Genomic DNA, 17624 nt, shown 5'->3' on the forward strand with positions numbered 1-17624 from the left:
AAACCGCTAAATTAGTGAATTTCGGTTTTAAATTTCAATTATTATTTTAAATGAAGTGAGCACATTTTTTATTCAGTACCAAAACCGCTATCAGGCGACCTGTTGTGCATTCCAGACATTTCTGGCGGAAAAACTCATTTTGATAATGCCTGTAGCAAAAAACAAAAAAAGGGAACCGAACCCGGCTCCCTTCTTCACTAATAAACAATATTTTATCGTAATGTAAATGTCGTGTTGGCAACAAGCGTGCCTTTATCGAAAATATTTACAGTGTAAAGCCCTTTGGCAAAATCTTTACCTGCAACAAGTTCATTAACCGTAATTGTTTTATTTTGGAAAATAGCATTGGTTATGAAGCTGTAGGTAAGCGTTTGGTCGCCAAATACTTCTGTAGCTTTATCACCTATCACATTATTTTTGCTGTCGATGATCTGCACATAATACGTCCTGTTACCGGCTGGCGCAACTTCGTTTGCAGCGATAGTAAAGGAAATCTGTATCTTGTCTACTCTCCTAGCCTTATCGGTCTGTATAAGCTTACCTGAACTTCTTTCTTTAAACGGTTGGGTATGCAGGTTAAGTATCTGTAATTTCTGCGCCTTCTCAACTGTTTTGGAAAGGTTTTCGTTTTGGTTAACCAACGTGTCGTTGTACCTTTTAGACTCACCCAAAGCAGTCCTTGTACTATCGCGCTGTGTAGTCAGTGTCGCGTTCTCGCCTTTCAGCTTGTCATTTTCAGCCAGCAATGCATCATGCTCACGTTTTAGCCTCCTGTAGTCATCTTTAAACTGCTTGATAGCTACTTTATTATCGTCCTTGGTTTTCTGAACCTGCGTCAAAAGGTCAACAACTTTTGCCCTTTCGGCTTCAAGTTCTCCTTTTATGCTTGTGTTATCAGCAATAGCCGCATCATAACTGGCTATCTTCTCTTTTAAGTCAATTTCAAGTTTTTGCTTTTCAGAAAGCGTAGTTTCCAGCTTTTTCTCAACATCCTTATTATCGGTACTCATTTTGTACATAAAGATGAGGCTGCCAACCAACAAGATAGACAATACTATTATTATAGCTTTTAAACTAGAATTATTTTTTTGATTCTCCATGTTAAAATATTTTTTCCAAATTTATATATATTTTAATTTACCATCATCTTTTTAACGCAAAATTAAGTGAAAATAGTACTTTTGAAGTAAGAAAATATAAATGGAAAATATCATCCTGTTTACGGTCAGCGACCTGGCAAAATTCACTTCATACAGAAGCGGCGAGATAAAATTTGGTGAGAGAATTCACACGCTCCCCAAAGATACGGCTACATGGGACCATGTAAGGGCAGACGAGGCAGAATTTGTTTTGTTCGGAATACCCGAGGATATAGGCGTAAGGGCAAACCACGGCCGGCCGGGGACAGCGTCGGCATGGGAATCGGCTATTAAAAGCATCATAAACCTGCAGCATAACAAATTTTTTAAGGGTGGCAGGCTGCTGATATTGGGCAGTATAGATGTAACCGTGGCAATGCAGGAAGCAGCGAGCCTGGATGCAACATCAATAGAAGGCCGCAAAAAGCTCTCAGCGCTCATCGAAAAGATCGACAAAGACGTTTCGCATGTGGTGCGCCAAATACTCCTTGCAGGCAAAACCCCCATAATCATTGGCGGAGGCCACAATAACGCATACGGAAACATTAAAGGGACGGCACTGGCAAAAGGAAAACCGGTAAACGCGATAAATTTTGATGCACATACCGACTTCAGGATGCTCGAAGGCCGCCATAGTGGCAATGGCTTTTCGTATGCCTTTGAAGAAGGCTTCCTTAAAAACTACTATATTTTCGGGCTGCATGAGAATTATGTCTCAAAGGGCGTTATGGAGACCATCAAAAAAAACCATGACCGTATAAAATACAATACCTACGAGCAGATAGCCATACGGGAGGAAAAGGTTTTTACTGCCGAAATGCACCATGCGATAGATTTTATTAATAATGAGCCATTCGGGGTAGAGCTGGATCTCGACTCGTTGCCTGATGTAGCCAGCAGCGCCATGACGCCAAGCGGGTTCAGTATCGAAAAGGCAAGGAAATTCATCCATTATATGGGGCGGCATGAAAACGCGGCCTACCTGCACATTTGCGAAGGCGCACCGGAACTGGGCAGCGAAAGAAACCCACACCTGGCAGGCAAGCTGATAGCCTACCTGGTAACCGATTTTATGAAGGCAAAGTCACATATCTAATTTTGATACCCGGCATCGCACCGCAACATCATTGTAATGCCGCTGTTTCACCTTAATTTTAAAAGCGTATCTTTGCAGCTTCTTAGCGCACTAACTATAAGCGCTTAATACATTTAAAATGACATTTGAAGATCTTAATTTAATTAAAAATATCCATCAGGCCCTGATCGAAGAAGGGTATGAATCACCAACCCCGATACAGGAACAGGCAATACCGATTATCCTTGAAGGGACAGATTTAGTAGGCTGCGCACAAACCGGTACCGGTAAAACGGCCGCTTTTGCAATCCCTATACTGAACTCGCTGCACCGCATTGTGGGCTCTATAAAAAAGGTAAAACATATCCGTGCCCTGGTAGTAACGCCAACACGTGAGCTTGCCCTGCAGATAGGCGCCAGCTTTGACACGTACGGAAAATATACCAACATCCGCCAGCTGACCATTTTTGGCGGCGTAAACCAGGTTTCGCAAACCGACCAGCTGCGCAAAGGCGTTGATATCCTTATCGCTACGCCCGGAAGGCTGCTGGACCTGCACAAGCAGGGATTCATCAACCTTGACCACCTGCATACATTGGTACTTGATGAAGCCGACCAGATGCTGGACATGGGCTTTATCAACGATGTGAAGAAGATTATCAAGCTTACGCCAACCAACAGGCAGACATTGCTGTTCTCGGCTACCATGCCGATAGCGATACGCGAACTTGCCGATACGTTCCTTACCACTCCGAAATACGTTTCGGTAACGCCTGTATCATCTACGGCTGAAAAAGTAAAGCAGCAGGTGTATTTTGTAGATAAAGGCGACAAGCGCAAACTGCTGTACCACCTAATACGCAATGAGAACCTTTCGAACGTACTTGTTTTTACCCGTACCAAGCACGGTGCCGATAATGTGGTAAAAGCCCTTAAAAAGAACGGCGTGAACGCTGAAGCCATACACGGTGACAAATCGCAGAATGCAAGGGTACGTGTACTGGAAGGCTTTAAGAACAAAGAAGTATCTGCACTGGTAGCCACCGATATTGCCGCACGTGGTATCGATATCGAAAGCCTGCCGTATGTAATCAATTTCGACCTCCCGAATATCCCTGAAACGTATGTACACCGCATTGGCCGTACAGGCCGTGCCGGGAACGAAGGCCTTGCAATATCATTCTGTGCGAAAGATGAGCAGCCTTACCTGAAAGATATCGAGAAGCTTATCCGTATGAAGATCAAGGTGATCGAAGGCCACCCCTATCCTTACGGAATGGGAGAAGATGCAGAAAAGCCGGATGCCGAGAAGAAGCCCGACCTTCGCAACAAGAAAAAGACGGGCCAGGGCAATTCCAGAAAATCGGAAGCCTCAAAACAAAATAAAAAACGCTGGTATTAACCGGCGTTTTTTGCTTTATGTATTTAAGCATTATGGATCAATGGCACAAAGTTTGAGTGTTGCTTAGTCTATGTGGGCCTATGCAGGTTGAATATCATTAAATTATTTTGTTAATCGCTTATTACATGAAAAACATTCTGCTCGTCCTGCTGTCGATCCCCTTATTCTGCGCCGGGCAGGACGGTTTTCCTTTTTCTGTCGGAAAAGAAATAAAGCCTACAATAATTTATTACAACTTCTACAACGGTACGCAGATCATAAAGGTCGATATGCTCAACTATTCGCGTATGCAGGTTGCGCAAATGCCACCACGCGCCCTTCCGCCCGAAATGATATTGCGAAGTATGCCGACTTTAAATATTTATTTTATCCGCGACACGTCAGGAAAAATACTTCAACGTTATGTCCCTTATCCCTTTGATGAGGCGCAGCTGCTTGCGACCGGAAAGGTAAAAACGGTGGCGCATTCGCAGAATCTGCTGCCTGGCATGAGGGGCTCCGAGGAAGAATTGGGCAGCTCCATTTACTATATACACGATGGCGCAAAAACAGGCGTGATGGACACACTGGGAAGGGTATTATTAGAACCAAAATTTGACAGGCTTGTCCGGACAGACTCGATGTATATCGTAACAATTGCCGGCAAACATGGTGTATACAGCAATGAATACAAGGTAGTACTACCGCTGGAATATGACATTTTGGAATACAAAGGCCACGGCATGTTCCTTACTTATAAAGACGGACTTTATACTTTCATTGACCGAAACGGCACGGTTCACCGCAAAATGGAATATGACGACATTGATATAGTCAATTATCCTATAGGAGATAACAACCACTACATTTACAGGAAGGGCGACAAGTTAGGGCTGCTCGATTCGCTTTATAACGAAGTGACACCCTTACGGTATGATGCCATAGAACATTATGAAAATGGGTTCGGTGTAAGGAATGAGGACAGGTTGTGGGCGCTGATGGACAATGAAGGGAATCAGCTCACCGATTTTAAATACTACGAGGTTTACAATTCCATTAACGGTGATGCACACCTTGCAGCAAAAGAATATCAGGGAAAACGGTTTTTTGGCCTTGTGGGTAACGACGGGAAAGAAATATCCGAATTCATTTATGACAGGATCGAAGCTTTCAGCAGCACGCATTTCTTAGTGGCAGTTGATAACAAATATGGATTGATGGACCGGAATGGCAAGGTTACAGTAGCGATGATGTATGACAAGATTGACAAGCTGGACGATTATATCGTTGCAGAGTTGCCCGAAGGTATGTATGGCATTATTGACGGAAACGGGAAGGAACTGCTTCCGTTTAAAAACCAAAGAATTAAAAGAGTGTATAACGGCTTTGCGCACGTGTCTGTTGATGACAAACAATTCCTCGTGAACCTGCAGACCAAAAAAGAATACCCGTTTCCTTATGAGGACATAAGGTGGTTTGAAGGCGGCCTGGTGGGGGTCTATCATGATGGGAAACTTGGGGTTGTAACGCTCGACGGCAAGTTTATAGTCCCGATACAATACCAGGGAGCGTACGCTCCACAAAACGGCCTGCTGCGGCTGGTACTCAATAATAAGTTTGGCTATGCGGATATTTCGGGAAGGATCGTTATACCTGTTAAATATGATGAGGTATACGAGCGCGTGCAGGAGGGAACGATAATTGCACGGCTTAACGGCGATTGGGGCTGCCTGGATTACAAAGGCAGGATACTGATCCCATTTAATTATGAAAGCTTTATCTACACCGAAAAACGCAATATGCTGTTCCGAAAAGGAAGTGAAACATTCCTGTTCAATTCAAAAGGAAAACTTATCACCAAAGAATAGGAACATTCCTTACGCATTTTTTCATATCAAAATAAATCCTACTTTTGACGTTATATAGTAAATGCCAAAAAAAGCAATGAATAAGATCATAGTACTGTTTTGCCTACTGATATCCGGTTTTGCCCATGCGCAAAATCCTGCCCCGACAAAAGTCACTACCCAAAAGGAATGGGACGAACTTGATAAAAATTTCATAGCCCTTGTAGATGCTCTTGTAAAAGGCAATAAAACAGCATTCCTTGCCCTGAGCTGCAAAGAAGTCGACTGCGTAGATTGCGTTGGCGCTGTCGAAGCTGCAAAAGGAGCGGTATTTGTTCCCGCTGAATTTTTCTTTACCGTAATCTCCCAAAAATTCACTGAGTCACCTGTGTATCTGGCAATGGCTAAGAAAGGCTATTCTTTCAGCTCCGTAATTGTAGAGAATTTTAAGCCGAAAGTCGTGCCGAAAGATTACCCAAAGGACCTTAAAATATATGAGGTATGGGTCGAGACGTATAAGAAAGATGAGTTTGCCAAAGGCCATACCGGCACCAGCCACAGTTTCCGCTTCATAAAGATAAACGGGAAGTTCCGGTTTTACGGGATGACATCGATACCATAGATATAAGTTAAATGCCGCTTCAGAGCGGCATTTTTTATTCAGCTAAATCCGGTACTTTTTATAAAGACAATGTATTTTAGCTATATTTGTTTTGATGCTAAAAATCAACCGCAAACAATACATACGCTATGACAATTGACACAAAAGACAGCTACGAACAAAGGCAGCTACAGGAAATACAGAACTGGAAAGATGAAAAGCCCGGTGTGGTAAGCGAATTCATGGGTTCGCTCTTCAAGCCACTATCAAGGCTGTTCGATAATGCATTGCCCACAAACACAATACAAAACGCGATCGAGAGTTGTAATGGCGCTTCGAAATCGCTCATTGATATGGAAGCCTTCAAAAGGGAAGCAAATGTGACTGAAGCTGCCGAGTTACGTTCGCGGTCACTTCCCGAAGTTGATATGCTGGCCAACGAGGCGCACAACTGGGCAATCGGTATTGCTACTACCGAAGGTGCGGCTACAGGAATGGCCGGACTGGCGGGTATGGCGATTGATATCCCTGCGATTATAACCCTTTCGTTCCGTACCATCAACAAAATAGCAATGTGCTATGGGTTTGAGAACAATTCTGACGAAGAAAACCAGATAGTGCTTTCGATATTAGCTGTAGCGGGTGCGAATTCGACCGAAGAAAAAGAATTGGCGCTTACCTCACTTCAAAATATGGTTTCTAAAAATCCGCATAAGCAAGTAGCCGGAAAAACCCTTGAAAATGAAGTGACCAAGGAAGCAGCCAAGATTCTTATTAAAGCCCTGACCAAACAACTGGGCGTCAACCTGACCAAACGCAAGGCATTACAGGCAGTTCCTGTCATCGGGGCAGCTGTAGGCGCTTCAGTAAACGGTTATTTCATTAAAGACACAGGCTGGGCTGCCCGTCGTATTTACCAGGAACGATGGCTGAAAGAAAAATATAACAGCGGACAGGCCTTATAAATGAAGGCTTTCTGGAACTATTATATAACTGTAAATGTCTTCAATTGCTGTTTTAGTTTTATTGCAGCATTCTTTTCGGCGAAAGCGGTATGGTTTCCAATACTTTTTTGTTCGATGGGTATTGCAGTGGGTATACTGGCGTTCAATACGTTTTACAAAGCCCAATATTACTTTTACCATAATTTAGGCTATACAAGGCAACGGATGGCTTTTATGACCTTTGCCGTTAATCTTGTTCCGGGGCTTTTGATACTGCTTTTAATCCTGCAGTTCTCTTAATATGCATACGCTCAGCGCAACTAATATTGTAAAGGCATTTGGCACTAAAAAAGTGCTTGACAATGCAGTTCTGGAATGCAGCACCGGTGAGGTAGTGGGTATTTTCGGTCGAAACGGTTGCGGCAAGTCCACAATGCTGAAAATTCTTTTCGGTACTGTAAAAGCTGATTCTATTGACCTGGCTATAAATGGGCAACCTCTCCCGGTAAATGAAGTAATACCACAGGGTAAAATCGGGTACCTTCCACAAGATCCTTTCCTTCCTAAGAACCTTAAAATACGGGATATAATTCCACTTTATTACAGCGGAAATGAGCAGGACAAGCTCTTCTATGCCCCCGGAATGGATAAAATAGCCAATACCCGTGCCGGCAACCTGTCGATAGGTGAGCTGCGGTATTTCGAATTGCTGCTGGTAGGCAACCTCTCCCATCCGTTCCTGATGCTGGATGAGCCATTCTCTATGATCGAGCCTTTATATAAAGAACTCATCAAAAGTTTTTTGACCGGGCTTAAAGCAAAAAAAGGCATAATCATTACCGACCATTATTATAATGATGTATTTTCGGTAACGGATAGGAACCTCCTGCTTAAAGACGGCAAACTTATCAATGTTAAAAATGAACAGGAACTGGCAGCCTACGGTTACCTGCCATCTGAAAAACCATAGATTATGAAACGATTTTTAATTATTCTCTCAATGATTGCAGCATTTACTGCCACCGCGCAGACGTACAAGGTTATGACCTACAACATCCGACTGGACATAGCCAGCGATGGCGAGAACCGCTGGGACAATCGCAAGGAAATGCTGGCAAAGCAGGTGCAGTTTTATGAGCCTGATTTCCTCGGGGTACAGGAAGCGTTGCCGCAGCAGATGCAGTACCTTGACAGTACGATGACGGACTATAATTTTATAGGCGTAGGCCGGGATGACGGGAAAAGCAAAGGCGAGCACTCAGCAATTTTTTATAAAAGTAAAAAGTTCAAAGTGCTGCAGCAGTCAACGTTTTGGCTGTCCGAAACGCCTGCTGTGCCTTCTAAAGGCTGGGATGCCGCGTATAACAGGGTTTGTAGTTATGGGCTTTTCGAAAACAGGGACACCAAACAGAAGATATGGGTCTTCAATACGCATTTCGATCACATAGGCGATGTGGCAAGGGTGGAAAGCGCAAAGCTTATCCTCAAAAAGATAAAAGAACTCAATAAGGAAAACCTGCCATTCATCGTGATGGGCGACTTCAATCTGGAACCGGATGCCGTCCCTATTACGGTAATTAAAAAAGAACTGCTGGATACCCGGGACGTATCCGAATTTGTATTTGGTCCAACAGGCACGTTCAATGCATTCGAATTCAATAAGCCGGTTACAAAACGTATCGACTATATTTTTATCCCAAAGACTGGTCTTGAAGCTAAAAAATATGCGATCCTGAGCGATTCTAAAGATTGCCGCTATCCGAGTGACCATTTACCTGTTTATGTTGAATTGATCGTAAAAAAATAAAACCCCTGACGAATTAGGGGTTTAAATATTTATTCAGACTGTCCAACAATCCAATATCTAATAATCTATTCCACTATCACCTTTTCCGTTTTCGGGATGAGCGCAATGCAGTAAGGGTTGGTGATCGCCATGGTCGCCATTCCGCTTGGTACGGTTTCCAGTACCTTGATGGTAGCAGTGTCATCATTGATATTAATGCTTTTCACGCTAATGCTATAACCTCCTGTACTCTTCTGGCCCATAAATAGCGCTACAACATTCTGCTTTTCAAAATCTACGGGAGGTACATCGCTCCATCCAAGCTCATTATATAAAGCAATGAACTGGCTTTGCGAAGTGATGACCGCAGCCGATTCTTTGTCACGGCCGCCATAGGCTTCCTGTTTCAGTATCTCAAAAGTAATCGGGGCAGCAACTGCAATGTGGTTCACAACGTTGATCTTGCAGCTTGCAAATGCCAGTGCCAGTAAAGCGAGAGTAAGTAATTTTTTCATAAGTGTCGTTTATTTAATGATTGTTGTAAGGAACAATACAAATACAATACCAAAAATTTTCTGACTAAATATACATCTCCCCAAATCACAGCAGGCACAATCAAACAACGTTAATTCCACTTGCGTGAGCGATCGCAGCGGCATCCCCCGCTTTTTCTGCGGGGATACAGCGGAGAGCGCGACGGCTTGTCCCGATAGCGATCGGGAGAGCCGACACGCCCGAAAATATAGCTGGCAAGTATTACAAATTCATCTTCAATGCCTTCCTGTACAGGTTCTCATACATCGGAAGGATATTCTGTATATCAAACTCCTGTGCCACTTTCAGTGCATTCTCCTTGAATTCCAACAGCTTTTCATCGTCCGATAGTATTGATATCGCTTTTTCGGCCATATCCTGTATATCGCCCACATCGCTAAGGTAACCGGAGTAGCCTTCGCGGTTCACTTCCGGAAGCCCGCCTGTATTGGTCGATATTACCGGCACACCGCTCGCCATGGCCTCAAGTGCTGCAAGCCCAAAGCTCTCCGTTTCCGAAGGCAGCAGGAACAGGTCGCTAAAGCAAAGTATCTTATCGATTTCGTTGCTGTTGCCAAAGAAAATTACCTTGTCGCTGATACCCAGCTCTTCACATAGCTCTTCGGCTCCAGCCCTTTCGGGGCCATCGCCCACCATCATTAGTTTGGCAGGAAGTTTTTTCTGTATTTCAAAGAATATCTTAACGATATCCGGGATACGTTTCACCTTGCGGAAGTTGCTTATGTGGGTAACTATCTTTTGCGTTTCGGTCGCCATCATCGATCGGTGGCAATCCGATTTTGCATCCAGCTTATTCTTATCGATCTCAATAAAATTCGGGATCACATAGATCTCGCGTTTAATATCAAAAAGCCTGTAAGTGGCATCCTTCAGGTCCTGCGATACTGAGGTCACAATATCCGAATGGTTGATACTGAAGCTCACCGCAGGCTTGTAAAACGGGTGGTTACCCACCAGCGTAATATCGGTTCCGTGCAGCGTGGTCACCATCGGTATCCTGATGCCCTGCTCTTTCAGCATTTTTTTAGCCATGTATCCGGCATAGGCGTGCGGAATGGCATAATGTACATGCAGCAATTCTATCTTATGCAGTTTTACCATATCCACCAGCTTGCTCGACAGCGCCAGTTCATATGGCTGGTAATGGAACAGTGGGTATTCCGGCACGTGTACTTCGTGGTAATGGATATTGGGGTTCAGCAAGGCCAGGCGTACCGGCTGGCTGTAGGTGATAAAGTGTATCTCATGGCCTTTTCGTGCCAGTTCCAATCCAAGTTCGGTAGCAACAACGCCGCTTCCGCCAAAGGTTGGGTAACATACTATTGCGATTTTCATATAATTTCAAAATAAAGCAACGAAATTAAATAAAAAAAGCAGGCGAAAATTCGCATTAACACGAATTAACGTAATAATTATTGTGACAATTTAATGCGTTGGAAACAGCCGGCTTAGGGCATTTTTACTATCATCGTCCCGCCATTCGCTTTATCAGCTCCGTGCCTCCGCAGGATATCGCTGCTGTCGGGGTTAAAGGGAAAGGCTTGTTTTGTATTTGGTATCTTTGTCATTCTGAACGCAGCCTGCGGAGTGAAGAATCTCAATTTATAAATTTTAGAGATTCGTTGTTCGTTAGAATGACACAGCGGAACTGAAAAATGTGATTGAGACTGAAAACTAAATTACCCTTTCAGGTTTTTCTCATACAGATCGATCCACTCCTGCATTGTGATTTTGGAAACCAGTTCGCCGATAAGTTCAAAAGGAATTATCTCCGGCTTTTTAAAACGGATACAGCTTTTACCCATATCCAGCTTTGTATTCACGTGGTTCGGATATTCTGCCACAAACCAGTCGTGGAGCTTCTTGTTGGCGTAAACACCCATGTGGTAAACCGCAATAAAATTCTTTTGTGAAGCGATGCTTAAAAAAGGCAACGGCAATTTAGGGTCGCAATGATACCCTGCCGGATACGCCGAATGCGGCACTACCCAGCCCAACATACCATAACCCATGCCCTCCTTAAATCCTTTTGGAAGGTTTTTATTTATGGTATCCCTGAGCTTTTCCATAGCTGCTCTCCTGTCTTCAGGAAGTGAAGCAATATATTCGTCCGGTGTTGCTGCTGGTGACTGCATTTTTTGGTTTATTTGTTGGTATTCTGATTTGGTTGATTGGGTATCGCATAAACAAATAACCCATCAACAAATCAACTACTCTATAATAGCCTCTTCTATCACCTTCTGTATATCTTCCCTTATATTCTCTTTCGAAAGGCGGTTCTCCCCTGCTTCGGGATAGGTCCTGTTCGATAAGAATACATAAACGATCCCTGTTTCGGGGTCGGCCCAGGTCATTGTACCCGTAAAGCCGGTATGCCCAAAGCTCGATTTAGATACGCACCCGCAGGTCGGGCCGGGGTTATTGCCTATCTGCGGCTTGTCGAAGCCCAGTCCTCTCCTGTTGCCTTCCTTGCAGGCATAGCAGGTATTAAAGGTATCAAACGTTTTAGCAGAAAAATATTGCTTGCCGCCATAATTGCCTTGCTGCAGGTACATCTGCATGATCTTGGCTACGTCCATTGCGTTAGAGAAAAGCCCTGCATGTCCTGCAACACCGTCTTCCATCGCGGCAGCCATATCGTGCACATACCCCTGTATCACCTGGTAGCGGAAATATTTATCGATCTCCGTAGGCGGAATAACAGCCATATCGAATTTGCGCAACGGGTTGTAAGTGGTATGGGCCGCACCCAAAGGCTTGTAGAATTGCTGGTCGCTCAGCACATCGATCTTCTTACCGGTATGCCTTTCTATATATTCCTTAAGCAGTATGAACGAGAAATCACTGTACTTGTATTCTTTCTTTTTCAAAAGCTTGCTATCTGCAATGCGGGCTATTATGGTATCCGGATAGTCTTTCCTGAGATAAAGATTCTCTGCCACCTGGTGGGGGAATTCGTCACTATAGCTCCTGCGGTAGTACAGCGAGTCAGGATGCTTTTCACTATCCAGTGTTTCCTGGTAAAAAGGTATCCACGCCTGGAACCTTGCCTGGTGCAGCAGCATGTCTTTTAATAATATCTTCCTCTTGTCGGTTTTGGCAAATACAGGGAGTAGGTCGCCAAGCCTGTCGTCCAGCTTCAGCTCTCCCTTATCAAACAATTGCATGATGTTCGGCAGTGTCGATAATACTTTCGTCAGCGAAGCCACATCATAAATATCCGTGTCTTTCACCTTCATATCGTTCTCGTAGGTATGATATCCAAATGACTTCTGGTAGATCACCTTGCCCTTTCTCGCAACGATCACCTGCAATCCCGGGGTCATTTTCTCGTCTATCGCTTTTTTTGCCAAAAGGTCGATCTTTTGAAGCACGACCGAGTTCATGCCTGCGTTTTCAGGCGTAGTAAAGCCCAGTCGGTTCGTTGTCTTCGTAAAGATTCCGTGATTCACTTTATACGCCGTCCCGATAGATACCGGCAGTTTACCTTTTGAGCCCAAAGCACCGAATACGATCTCAGCCGCTACGGTTTGCGAAATGGCATTGTTCTGGTAGGCCAGCACTACGCTCTCGATATTGGCAAAATTCTTTACGGCATTCAGCGTGTAAGGCTTTGCAAAAACCGTGAATATCACCCTTTTATTTTTGGCAATGGTATCCAGCCAAACCAGTTCTTTGGCAGAAAGATCATGCTTTTTCCAGGCGCCATCGGCTTTATGGTAGCCCACGATAACCGTGCTGTAGTCCTTAAGCCTTGTAGTAAGCAATTGGAGGCTGTCTTCCTTCACTTCGGTTACATCCGCATATTTCTGCAGGGTGCTCAGGTAAACAGAACCATCGTCGTCACCTAGTTTTACATAGGCGATCTTCTCGTTCTCGAGTTCCATGACCGGTACTATTTCCTGGTCGTTCTTCAGTACAGTTACTGCATTTTCATACAGCTGGTAGTTCAGGTCGTCATACTCATGCCCGTTCAGGTCACTGTAAAGGTTATTTATGTCGATAGGTGTGTACTTATTAAGCCCAACCCTGTATTTGTAAGCCAATATCTTTTTTACCGAATGCTGCAATCTTTCTTCCGACAATACACTATCGGTATACGCCTGACGGAATTTCTCTATCGCTACCGGAACATTTTCGGCGAACAGGAGCACATCATTACCGGCAAGGAATGCCTCAAGGTCAATATCGCCCGGCGCCATAAAGTTACTGGCACCTTTCATGTTGAGCGCATCCGTAAATATAAGGCCTTTAAAGCCCATTTCTTTTTGCACAATATTGGTTATCACATTGTACGAAAGTGATGTGGGATAGTTGGGCGTAGGCTCTATGCTGGGCACATTAAGGTGCGCCACCATAATGCTCGACAGCCCTTCTTTAAACAGTTTTTTATAAGGATAAAACTCTACATCTTCCAGCCTTTCTTTAGAAAAAGGAAGGTATGGCAATGTGGTATGTGAGTCGGTACCGGTATCGCCATGGCCCGGAAAGTGTTTGCCGGTAGCAAAAACGCCTTCACTCTGGATGCCTTTCATAAGTGCCAGAGCCCTGTCGGTTACGTTAATTTTATCTTCTCCAAACGAGCGGTTACCAATAATCGGGTTGGACGGATTCGTATTTATGTCGAGCACCGGGCCAAAGTTGAAATGGATGCCCATGCGCTTCGCCTGGATCGCCATTTGCTTACCCTGCTTTTCGATGAGCTTCATATCCTGTACTGCCCCCAGTGTCATATTCCACGGATAGCGATACGTAGAGTCAAGCCTCATGCTAAGGCCCCATTCGGCATCAATACCAATAAACATCGGCACTTTCGATTCTGCCTGGTAGCGGTTAGTAAGCCTTGCCTGCCGCGTTGGGCCGCCCTGAAAAAAAATTAGCCCGCCTACTTTGTAATCCCTTACCAGCTTATCAATGCCTTTTATGTGCGTGGAATCTTTATTAGAATAGGCCGCAACCATAAACAGCTGCCCTACCCGTTCGTCAAATGAAAGGCTGTTGTAGATGCTGTCTACCCATTTCCTTTCCCCTGGCGACGCGTAATCGTCAAACCCTGCCGCCTTCTGCGCCGATGCTGCCCCAATGACAAACAGGAATAGTATAACCAATAATCTCTTCAAAACTGTTGTATTTTTTTAAATGATAAAATCACCATTACCTTTTACATAATGATGATTCCTTACTTGTCCCGACTATGCAAAGCCTGTTAAAAAAAACGGCTGTGCCAGCTCTCGCCTGCGGGTACTTCCCAGTATTCTTCCCACTCGCCTACGGTGTTTACCAGGTTGTTAAAAACTATAGTATTGGCCGAAACTGATTTCTCTTTGGCCATTTTCTTAAAATCAATAAGCGGTTTATAAGCAATATGCTCGCCATTCTTAAAGGTGACGTTCATCTTGTCAAGCAGGTCAACGCCGTATTTCTGTTCGATAGACTGAATGAACTGTACCGATGCATCAATAGAGCAACCGGTGGCAGCCTGAGTATCCTGGTTAACAGCAATAATAATGAATCTGTTGTATTTTATCTGGTACGAAGCTTCAAGCCCGGCGCCATGTGCCTCCCAGTTTTCAAGGAAGTGCTTAAGCGCCGACTCTATTTCGGCAATTTCCTCATCGGAAAATTTTCTGTTCGACTGGTAAATCCATATCCTGGATTCTTCAGGCAGTGTATCAAAAGGAACGTACATAATTGTTTTTCTTATAAATCCTTAGCATTAGCGATCAATTCCGCCACATCCATTACTTTAATATCGTGTTCCCTGTTCTTTGCCTTAACGCCATCTGTGAGCATGGTATTGCAGAAAGGGCATCCGGCCGCGATTATCTCAGGCTGCGTTTCCAGGGCATCTTCTGTCCTTTCCACATTCACATCCTTATTACCCGGTTCCGGTTCCTTGAACATCTGCGCACCGCCTGCACCACAGCAAAGGCCGTTGGCACGGGAACGTTTCATCTCAACCAACTCAGCATCCAGCTTCTCAATGAGGTCGCGTGGCGCTTCGTAGATATTGTTTGCCCTTCCCAAATAACATGGGTCGTGGAAGGTTATTCTCTTGCCTTTAAACTGGCCTCCTTCTATGGTAAGCCTGCCGTCATCCAGCAGTGACTTCAGGAACTGCGTGTGGTGAACCACCTCATACTTTCCGCCCAGTTCCGGATATTCATTCTTTATAGTATTAAAACAGTGCGGGCATGCCGTCACTATTTTCTTTACATCATAGGCATTCAGCACTTCAATGTTGGTCATTGCCTGCATCTGGAACAGGAACTCATTGCCTGCCCTTTTTGCCGGATCGCCTGTACAGCTTTCCTCGGTCCCTAATACAGCGAACGGCACATTGGCACGGTTTAGTATCCGCACAAATGCCTTGGTTATCTTTTTGGCCCTGTCGTCAAAACTACCCGAACAGCCCACCCAGAATAATACTTCCGGCTGCTGCCCTGTAGCCATCATTTCGGCCATAGTAGGAACTATAATGTTTTCCTGTGTCATAACTTAATCTTCATCGTGTTTGCCATCATCAAAAACCTGAATGGTAACCTCTTTCTCAATCAGGTCGGTAAATTTTCCCCTGTAACGTGTTGCCTTTACAAGGTGGTTGTCTATCCAGTGGTAATTTCCACCGCGGGGTTTGCCCATAAGCATCCCATGGTATTTAAATCCGAATTTATTCAGCCATGCCTCTGTTATTTCCCTGTGTGCTTCGGTACGGGAAGTAAAGAAATAGATTACATGCCCCTCGTCATACCACCTGTTCAGGGTTTCAAGGGCATCGGGATAAACCGCAGCGGTTACCATCCTTTCCGGCTCCTCATTTGGTATGTCGTCACAAATAGTCCCGTCTATATCGATCAGGTAATTCTTTATACCCGGCGGAAGTATCGGGCTCAGGTGTTCGCCGTTCTCTGTTATCGGCTGTAAATTTTTGTCTATATCTTCCGTATTCATTATGCTTCGTCTTTCCAGTTTAACCTGTCCATCTGGCTATACTGCCATGGCGCACCATTGTTCTCTATATTGGTCATCATACCATTCAACTCTTTAGGCGCAGCGCTCTGCTCCATAACAAGGTATCTCCTCATATCCATAATAATGGAAAGCGGGTCTATGTTTACCGGGCAGGCTTCCACACAACCATTACAGGTGGTGCAGGCCCATAGCTCTTCGGGAGTGATATAATCATTGAGGAGCATTTTGCCGTCGTCTACAAATGTCCCTTTGTTTTTATCGATGTTGCGGCCTACTTCTTCAAGCCTGTCACGGGTATCCATCATTATCTTCCTTGGCGAAAGTTTTTTGCCGGTCTGGTTCGCCGGGCATACCGATGTACACCTGCCACATTCCGTGCATGTATAGGCATTCAGCAATTGCACCCAGTTCAGGTCCTGTACATCGCTTGCGCCAAATTTTGCAGGCGCTTCGCCTTCTGCCATAGGAGGCGCTGCCGCAAACGGGTCGGCATTCGGGTCCATCATGAGCTTTACCTCATTAGTAACCGATTCCAGGTTTTCAAGCTGCCCTTTAGGTTTAAGGTTGGCAAAATAGGTATTAGGAAACGCAAGTAATATGTGCAGGTGTTTAGAGAAATAGAGGTAATTCATAAAAATTAGAATACCTATAATATGCATCCACCATGCAGTTCTTTCAATGATCATTACCGTACCGGCATCCATCCCTTCAAAAAGCTGTGCTATAAATCCTGAAACAGGAAAAGCCCCTGCATGCGTGTAATGTTCTGCATTAATGGATTGAAGATAGCCGTCGGCGCCGTTCATTGTTAAGAACAGCAGCATCAATACGGTTTCAAAATAAAGGATGATATTCGCATCGCTTTTCGGCCAGCCTTTAAGGTCGCCGTGAACAAAGCGTTTAAGTTTTACCACGTTCCTGCGCAGCCAGAAAATGACAACCGCAACGATTACGCCAAACGCAAGCACTTCAAAAAAGCCGATAAGAAAGCTGTAAAAGCCGCCCATAAAAGAAAAGAGGCGGTGTGTACCGAATATACCGTCAATAATTATCTCAAGCAATTCGATATTAATGATCACGAAGCCGACATATACTATAATATGCAAGATGCCCACAACAGGCCGCTTCATCATTTTTGACTGGCCAAGGGCAATCATAGCCATGTTGGCCCAGCGTTCACCGGGGTTGTCGCGCCTGTCGGTATCACGCCCAAGCCTGATGTTGCGTACCAATTTTTTTACATTGAGGGCAAAGTACCCAAATCCTAATGCAAGGACTATAACAAAAATAATATTGTCTATATAAGCCATAATAACAAGGTGAT

18 protein-coding genes are annotated in these 17624 nt (G+C 44.5%); 8 read left to right on the forward strand and 10 right to left on the reverse strand.

The genetic code is table 11. The features are described 5' to 3' along the window. Nucleotides 1-212: 212 nt before the first annotated feature. Entirely contained in the window at nt 213-1100 is an 888-nt protein-coding gene (locus AAEO56_RS01865; RefSeq protein WP_341695314.1) for a hypothetical protein, read from the reverse strand. A 100-nt stretch (nt 1101-1200) separates the two neighbouring features. Here AAEO56_RS01865 and AAEO56_RS01870 point away from each other — a divergent pair, with 100 nt between their 5' ends. The 8 genes from AAEO56_RS01870 (at nt 1201) to AAEO56_RS01905 (ending at nt 8794) form a co-directional block, all read left to right on the forward strand. Continuing rightward, nucleotides 1201-2235 (forward strand): formimidoylglutamase, encoded by a 1035-nt coding sequence (locus AAEO56_RS01870; protein WP_341695315.1) that lies wholly within the window; start codon nt 1201-1203, stop codon nt 2233-2235. 118 nt (nt 2236-2353) lie between these two features. Next, on the forward strand, nt 2354-3616 hold the full coding sequence (locus tag AAEO56_RS01875) for a DEAD/DEAH box helicase (protein ID WP_341695316.1): 1263 nt from the start codon (nt 2354-2356) through the stop codon (nt 3614-3616). Nucleotides 3617-3741: 125 nt separating this feature from the next. Then, the gene (locus AAEO56_RS01880) at nt 3742-5463 is read left to right on the forward strand and encodes a WG repeat-containing protein (RefSeq protein ID WP_341695317.1); all 1722 of its coding nucleotides are present in this window, start codon (nt 3742-3744) and stop codon (nt 5461-5463) included. A gap of 76 nt (nt 5464-5539) precedes the next feature. Next, a complete protein-coding gene (locus AAEO56_RS01885; protein ID WP_341695318.1) occupies nt 5540-6064 on the forward strand; it encodes a hypothetical protein in 525 nt (174 codons plus the stop codon). 128 nt (nt 6065-6192) lie between these two features. Beyond that, nucleotides 6193-7008, forward strand: a complete 816-nt coding sequence (locus AAEO56_RS01890) for an EcsC family protein (RefSeq protein ID WP_341695319.1) — start codon at nt 6193-6195, stop codon at nt 7006-7008. Beyond that, complete coding sequence (locus AAEO56_RS01895; protein WP_341695320.1) at nt 7009-7287, forward strand: hypothetical protein; 279 nt, start codon at nt 7009-7011, stop codon at nt 7285-7287. A 1-nt stretch (nt 7288) separates the two neighbouring features. Next, nucleotides 7289-7957, forward strand: a complete 669-nt coding sequence (locus AAEO56_RS01900; protein ID WP_341695321.1) for an ATP-binding cassette domain-containing protein — start codon at nt 7289-7291, stop codon at nt 7955-7957. A gap of 3 nt (nt 7958-7960) precedes the next feature. Continuing rightward, nucleotides 7961-8794, forward strand: a complete 834-nt coding sequence (locus tag AAEO56_RS01905) for an endonuclease/exonuclease/phosphatase family protein (protein ID WP_341695322.1) — start codon at nt 7961-7963, stop codon at nt 8792-8794. 65 nt (nt 8795-8859) lie between these two features. On the opposite strand, the gene AAEO56_RS01910 is transcribed toward AAEO56_RS01905, so the two are convergent. From AAEO56_RS01910 to AAEO56_RS01950, 9 genes are all read right to left on the reverse strand, one after another. Further along, nucleotides 8860-9288, reverse strand: a complete 429-nt coding sequence (locus AAEO56_RS01910) for a protease complex subunit PrcB family protein (RefSeq protein ID WP_341695323.1) — start codon at nt 9286-9288, stop codon at nt 8860-8862. 241 nt (nt 9289-9529) lie between these two features. Next, nucleotides 9530-10663 (reverse strand): N-acetyl-alpha-D-glucosaminyl L-malate synthase BshA, encoded by a 1134-nt coding sequence (gene bshA, locus AAEO56_RS01915; protein ID WP_341695324.1) that lies wholly within the window; start codon nt 10661-10663, stop codon nt 9530-9532. Nucleotides 10664-10776: 113 nt separating this feature from the next. Next, nucleotides 10777-10929, reverse strand: a complete 153-nt coding sequence (locus AAEO56_RS01920; RefSeq protein ID WP_341695325.1) for a hypothetical protein — start codon at nt 10927-10929, stop codon at nt 10777-10779. Nucleotides 10930-11007: 78 nt separating this feature from the next. Beyond that, nucleotides 11008-11463, reverse strand: a complete 456-nt coding sequence (locus AAEO56_RS01925) for an iron chaperone (protein ID WP_341695326.1) — start codon at nt 11461-11463, stop codon at nt 11008-11010. 75 nt (nt 11464-11538) lie between these two features. Beyond that, on the reverse strand, nt 11539-14448 hold the full coding sequence (locus tag AAEO56_RS01930) for a glycoside hydrolase family 3 N-terminal domain-containing protein (RefSeq protein WP_341695327.1): 2910 nt from the start codon (nt 14446-14448) through the stop codon (nt 11539-11541). An 86-nt stretch (nt 14449-14534) separates the two neighbouring features. Beyond that, nucleotides 14535-15017, reverse strand: coding sequence for an ABC transporter ATPase (locus tag AAEO56_RS01935; RefSeq protein WP_341695328.1), 483 nt, complete (start codon nt 15015-15017; stop codon nt 14535-14537). Nucleotides 15018-15028: 11 nt separating this feature from the next. Next, the gene (locus AAEO56_RS01940) at nt 15029-15823 is read right to left on the reverse strand and encodes a (Fe-S)-binding protein (RefSeq protein WP_341695329.1); all 795 of its coding nucleotides are present in this window, start codon (nt 15821-15823) and stop codon (nt 15029-15031) included. Between the two features lie 3 nt (nt 15824-15826). After that, entirely contained in the window at nt 15827-16279 is a 453-nt protein-coding gene (locus AAEO56_RS01945; RefSeq protein ID WP_341695330.1) for an LNS2 domain-containing protein, read from the reverse strand. Beyond that, nucleotides 16279-17610: a (Fe-S)-binding protein gene (locus AAEO56_RS01950; RefSeq protein WP_341695331.1), complete on the reverse strand. Its 1332-nt coding sequence runs from the start codon at nt 17608-17610 to the stop codon at nt 16279-16281. Before AAEO56_RS01950 ends, AAEO56_RS01945 begins: the two co-directional genes overlap by 1 nt. Nucleotides 17611-17624: the final 14 nt, after the last annotated feature.

This window comes from Flavobacterium arundinis, assembly GCF_038289855.1.
Classification (GTDB): Bacteria; Bacteroidota; Bacteroidia; order Flavobacteriales; family Flavobacteriaceae; genus Flavobacterium; species Flavobacterium arundinis.

Coding starts and splice junctions, on each gene's coding strand:
- AAEO56_RS01865 (WP_341695314.1), bottom strand. CDS start 1,100: ATGGAGAATCAAAAAAATAATTCTAGTTTAAAAGCTATAATAATAGTA.
- AAEO56_RS01870 (WP_341695315.1), top strand. CDS start 1,201: ATGGAAAATATCATCCTGTTTACGGTCAGCGACCTGGCAAAATTCACT.
- AAEO56_RS01875 (WP_341695316.1), top strand. CDS start 2,354: ATGACATTTGAAGATCTTAATTTAATTAAAAATATCCATCAGGCCCTG.
- AAEO56_RS01880 (WP_341695317.1), top strand. CDS start 3,742: ATGAAAAACATTCTGCTCGTCCTGCTGTCGATCCCCTTATTCTGCGCC.
- AAEO56_RS01885 (WP_341695318.1), top strand. CDS start 5,540: ATGAATAAGATCATAGTACTGTTTTGCCTACTGATATCCGGTTTTGCC.
- AAEO56_RS01890 (WP_341695319.1), top strand. CDS start 6,193: ATGACAATTGACACAAAAGACAGCTACGAACAAAGGCAGCTACAGGAA.
- AAEO56_RS01895 (WP_341695320.1), top strand. CDS start 7,009: ATGAAGGCTTTCTGGAACTATTATATAACTGTAAATGTCTTCAATTGC.
- AAEO56_RS01900 (WP_341695321.1), top strand. CDS start 7,289: ATGCATACGCTCAGCGCAACTAATATTGTAAAGGCATTTGGCACTAAA.
- AAEO56_RS01905 (WP_341695322.1), top strand. CDS start 7,961: ATGAAACGATTTTTAATTATTCTCTCAATGATTGCAGCATTTACTGCC.
- AAEO56_RS01910 (WP_341695323.1), bottom strand. CDS start 9,288: ATGAAAAAATTACTTACTCTCGCTTTACTGGCACTGGCATTTGCAAGC.
- bshA (WP_341695324.1), bottom strand. CDS start 10,663: ATGAAAATCGCAATAGTATGTTACCCAACCTTTGGCGGAAGCGGCGTT.
- AAEO56_RS01925 (WP_341695326.1), bottom strand. CDS start 11,463: ATGCAGTCACCAGCAGCAACACCGGACGAATATATTGCTTCACTTCCT.
- AAEO56_RS01935 (WP_341695328.1), bottom strand. CDS start 15,017: ATGTACGTTCCTTTTGATACACTGCCTGAAGAATCCAGGATATGGATT.
- AAEO56_RS01940 (WP_341695329.1), bottom strand. CDS start 15,823: ATGACACAGGAAAACATTATAGTTCCTACTATGGCCGAAATGATGGCT.
- AAEO56_RS01945 (WP_341695330.1), bottom strand. CDS start 16,279: ATGAATACGGAAGATATAGACAAAAATTTACAGCCGATAACAGAGAAC.
- AAEO56_RS01950 (WP_341695331.1), bottom strand. CDS start 17,610: ATGGCTTATATAGACAATATTATTTTTGTTATAGTCCTTGCATTAGGA.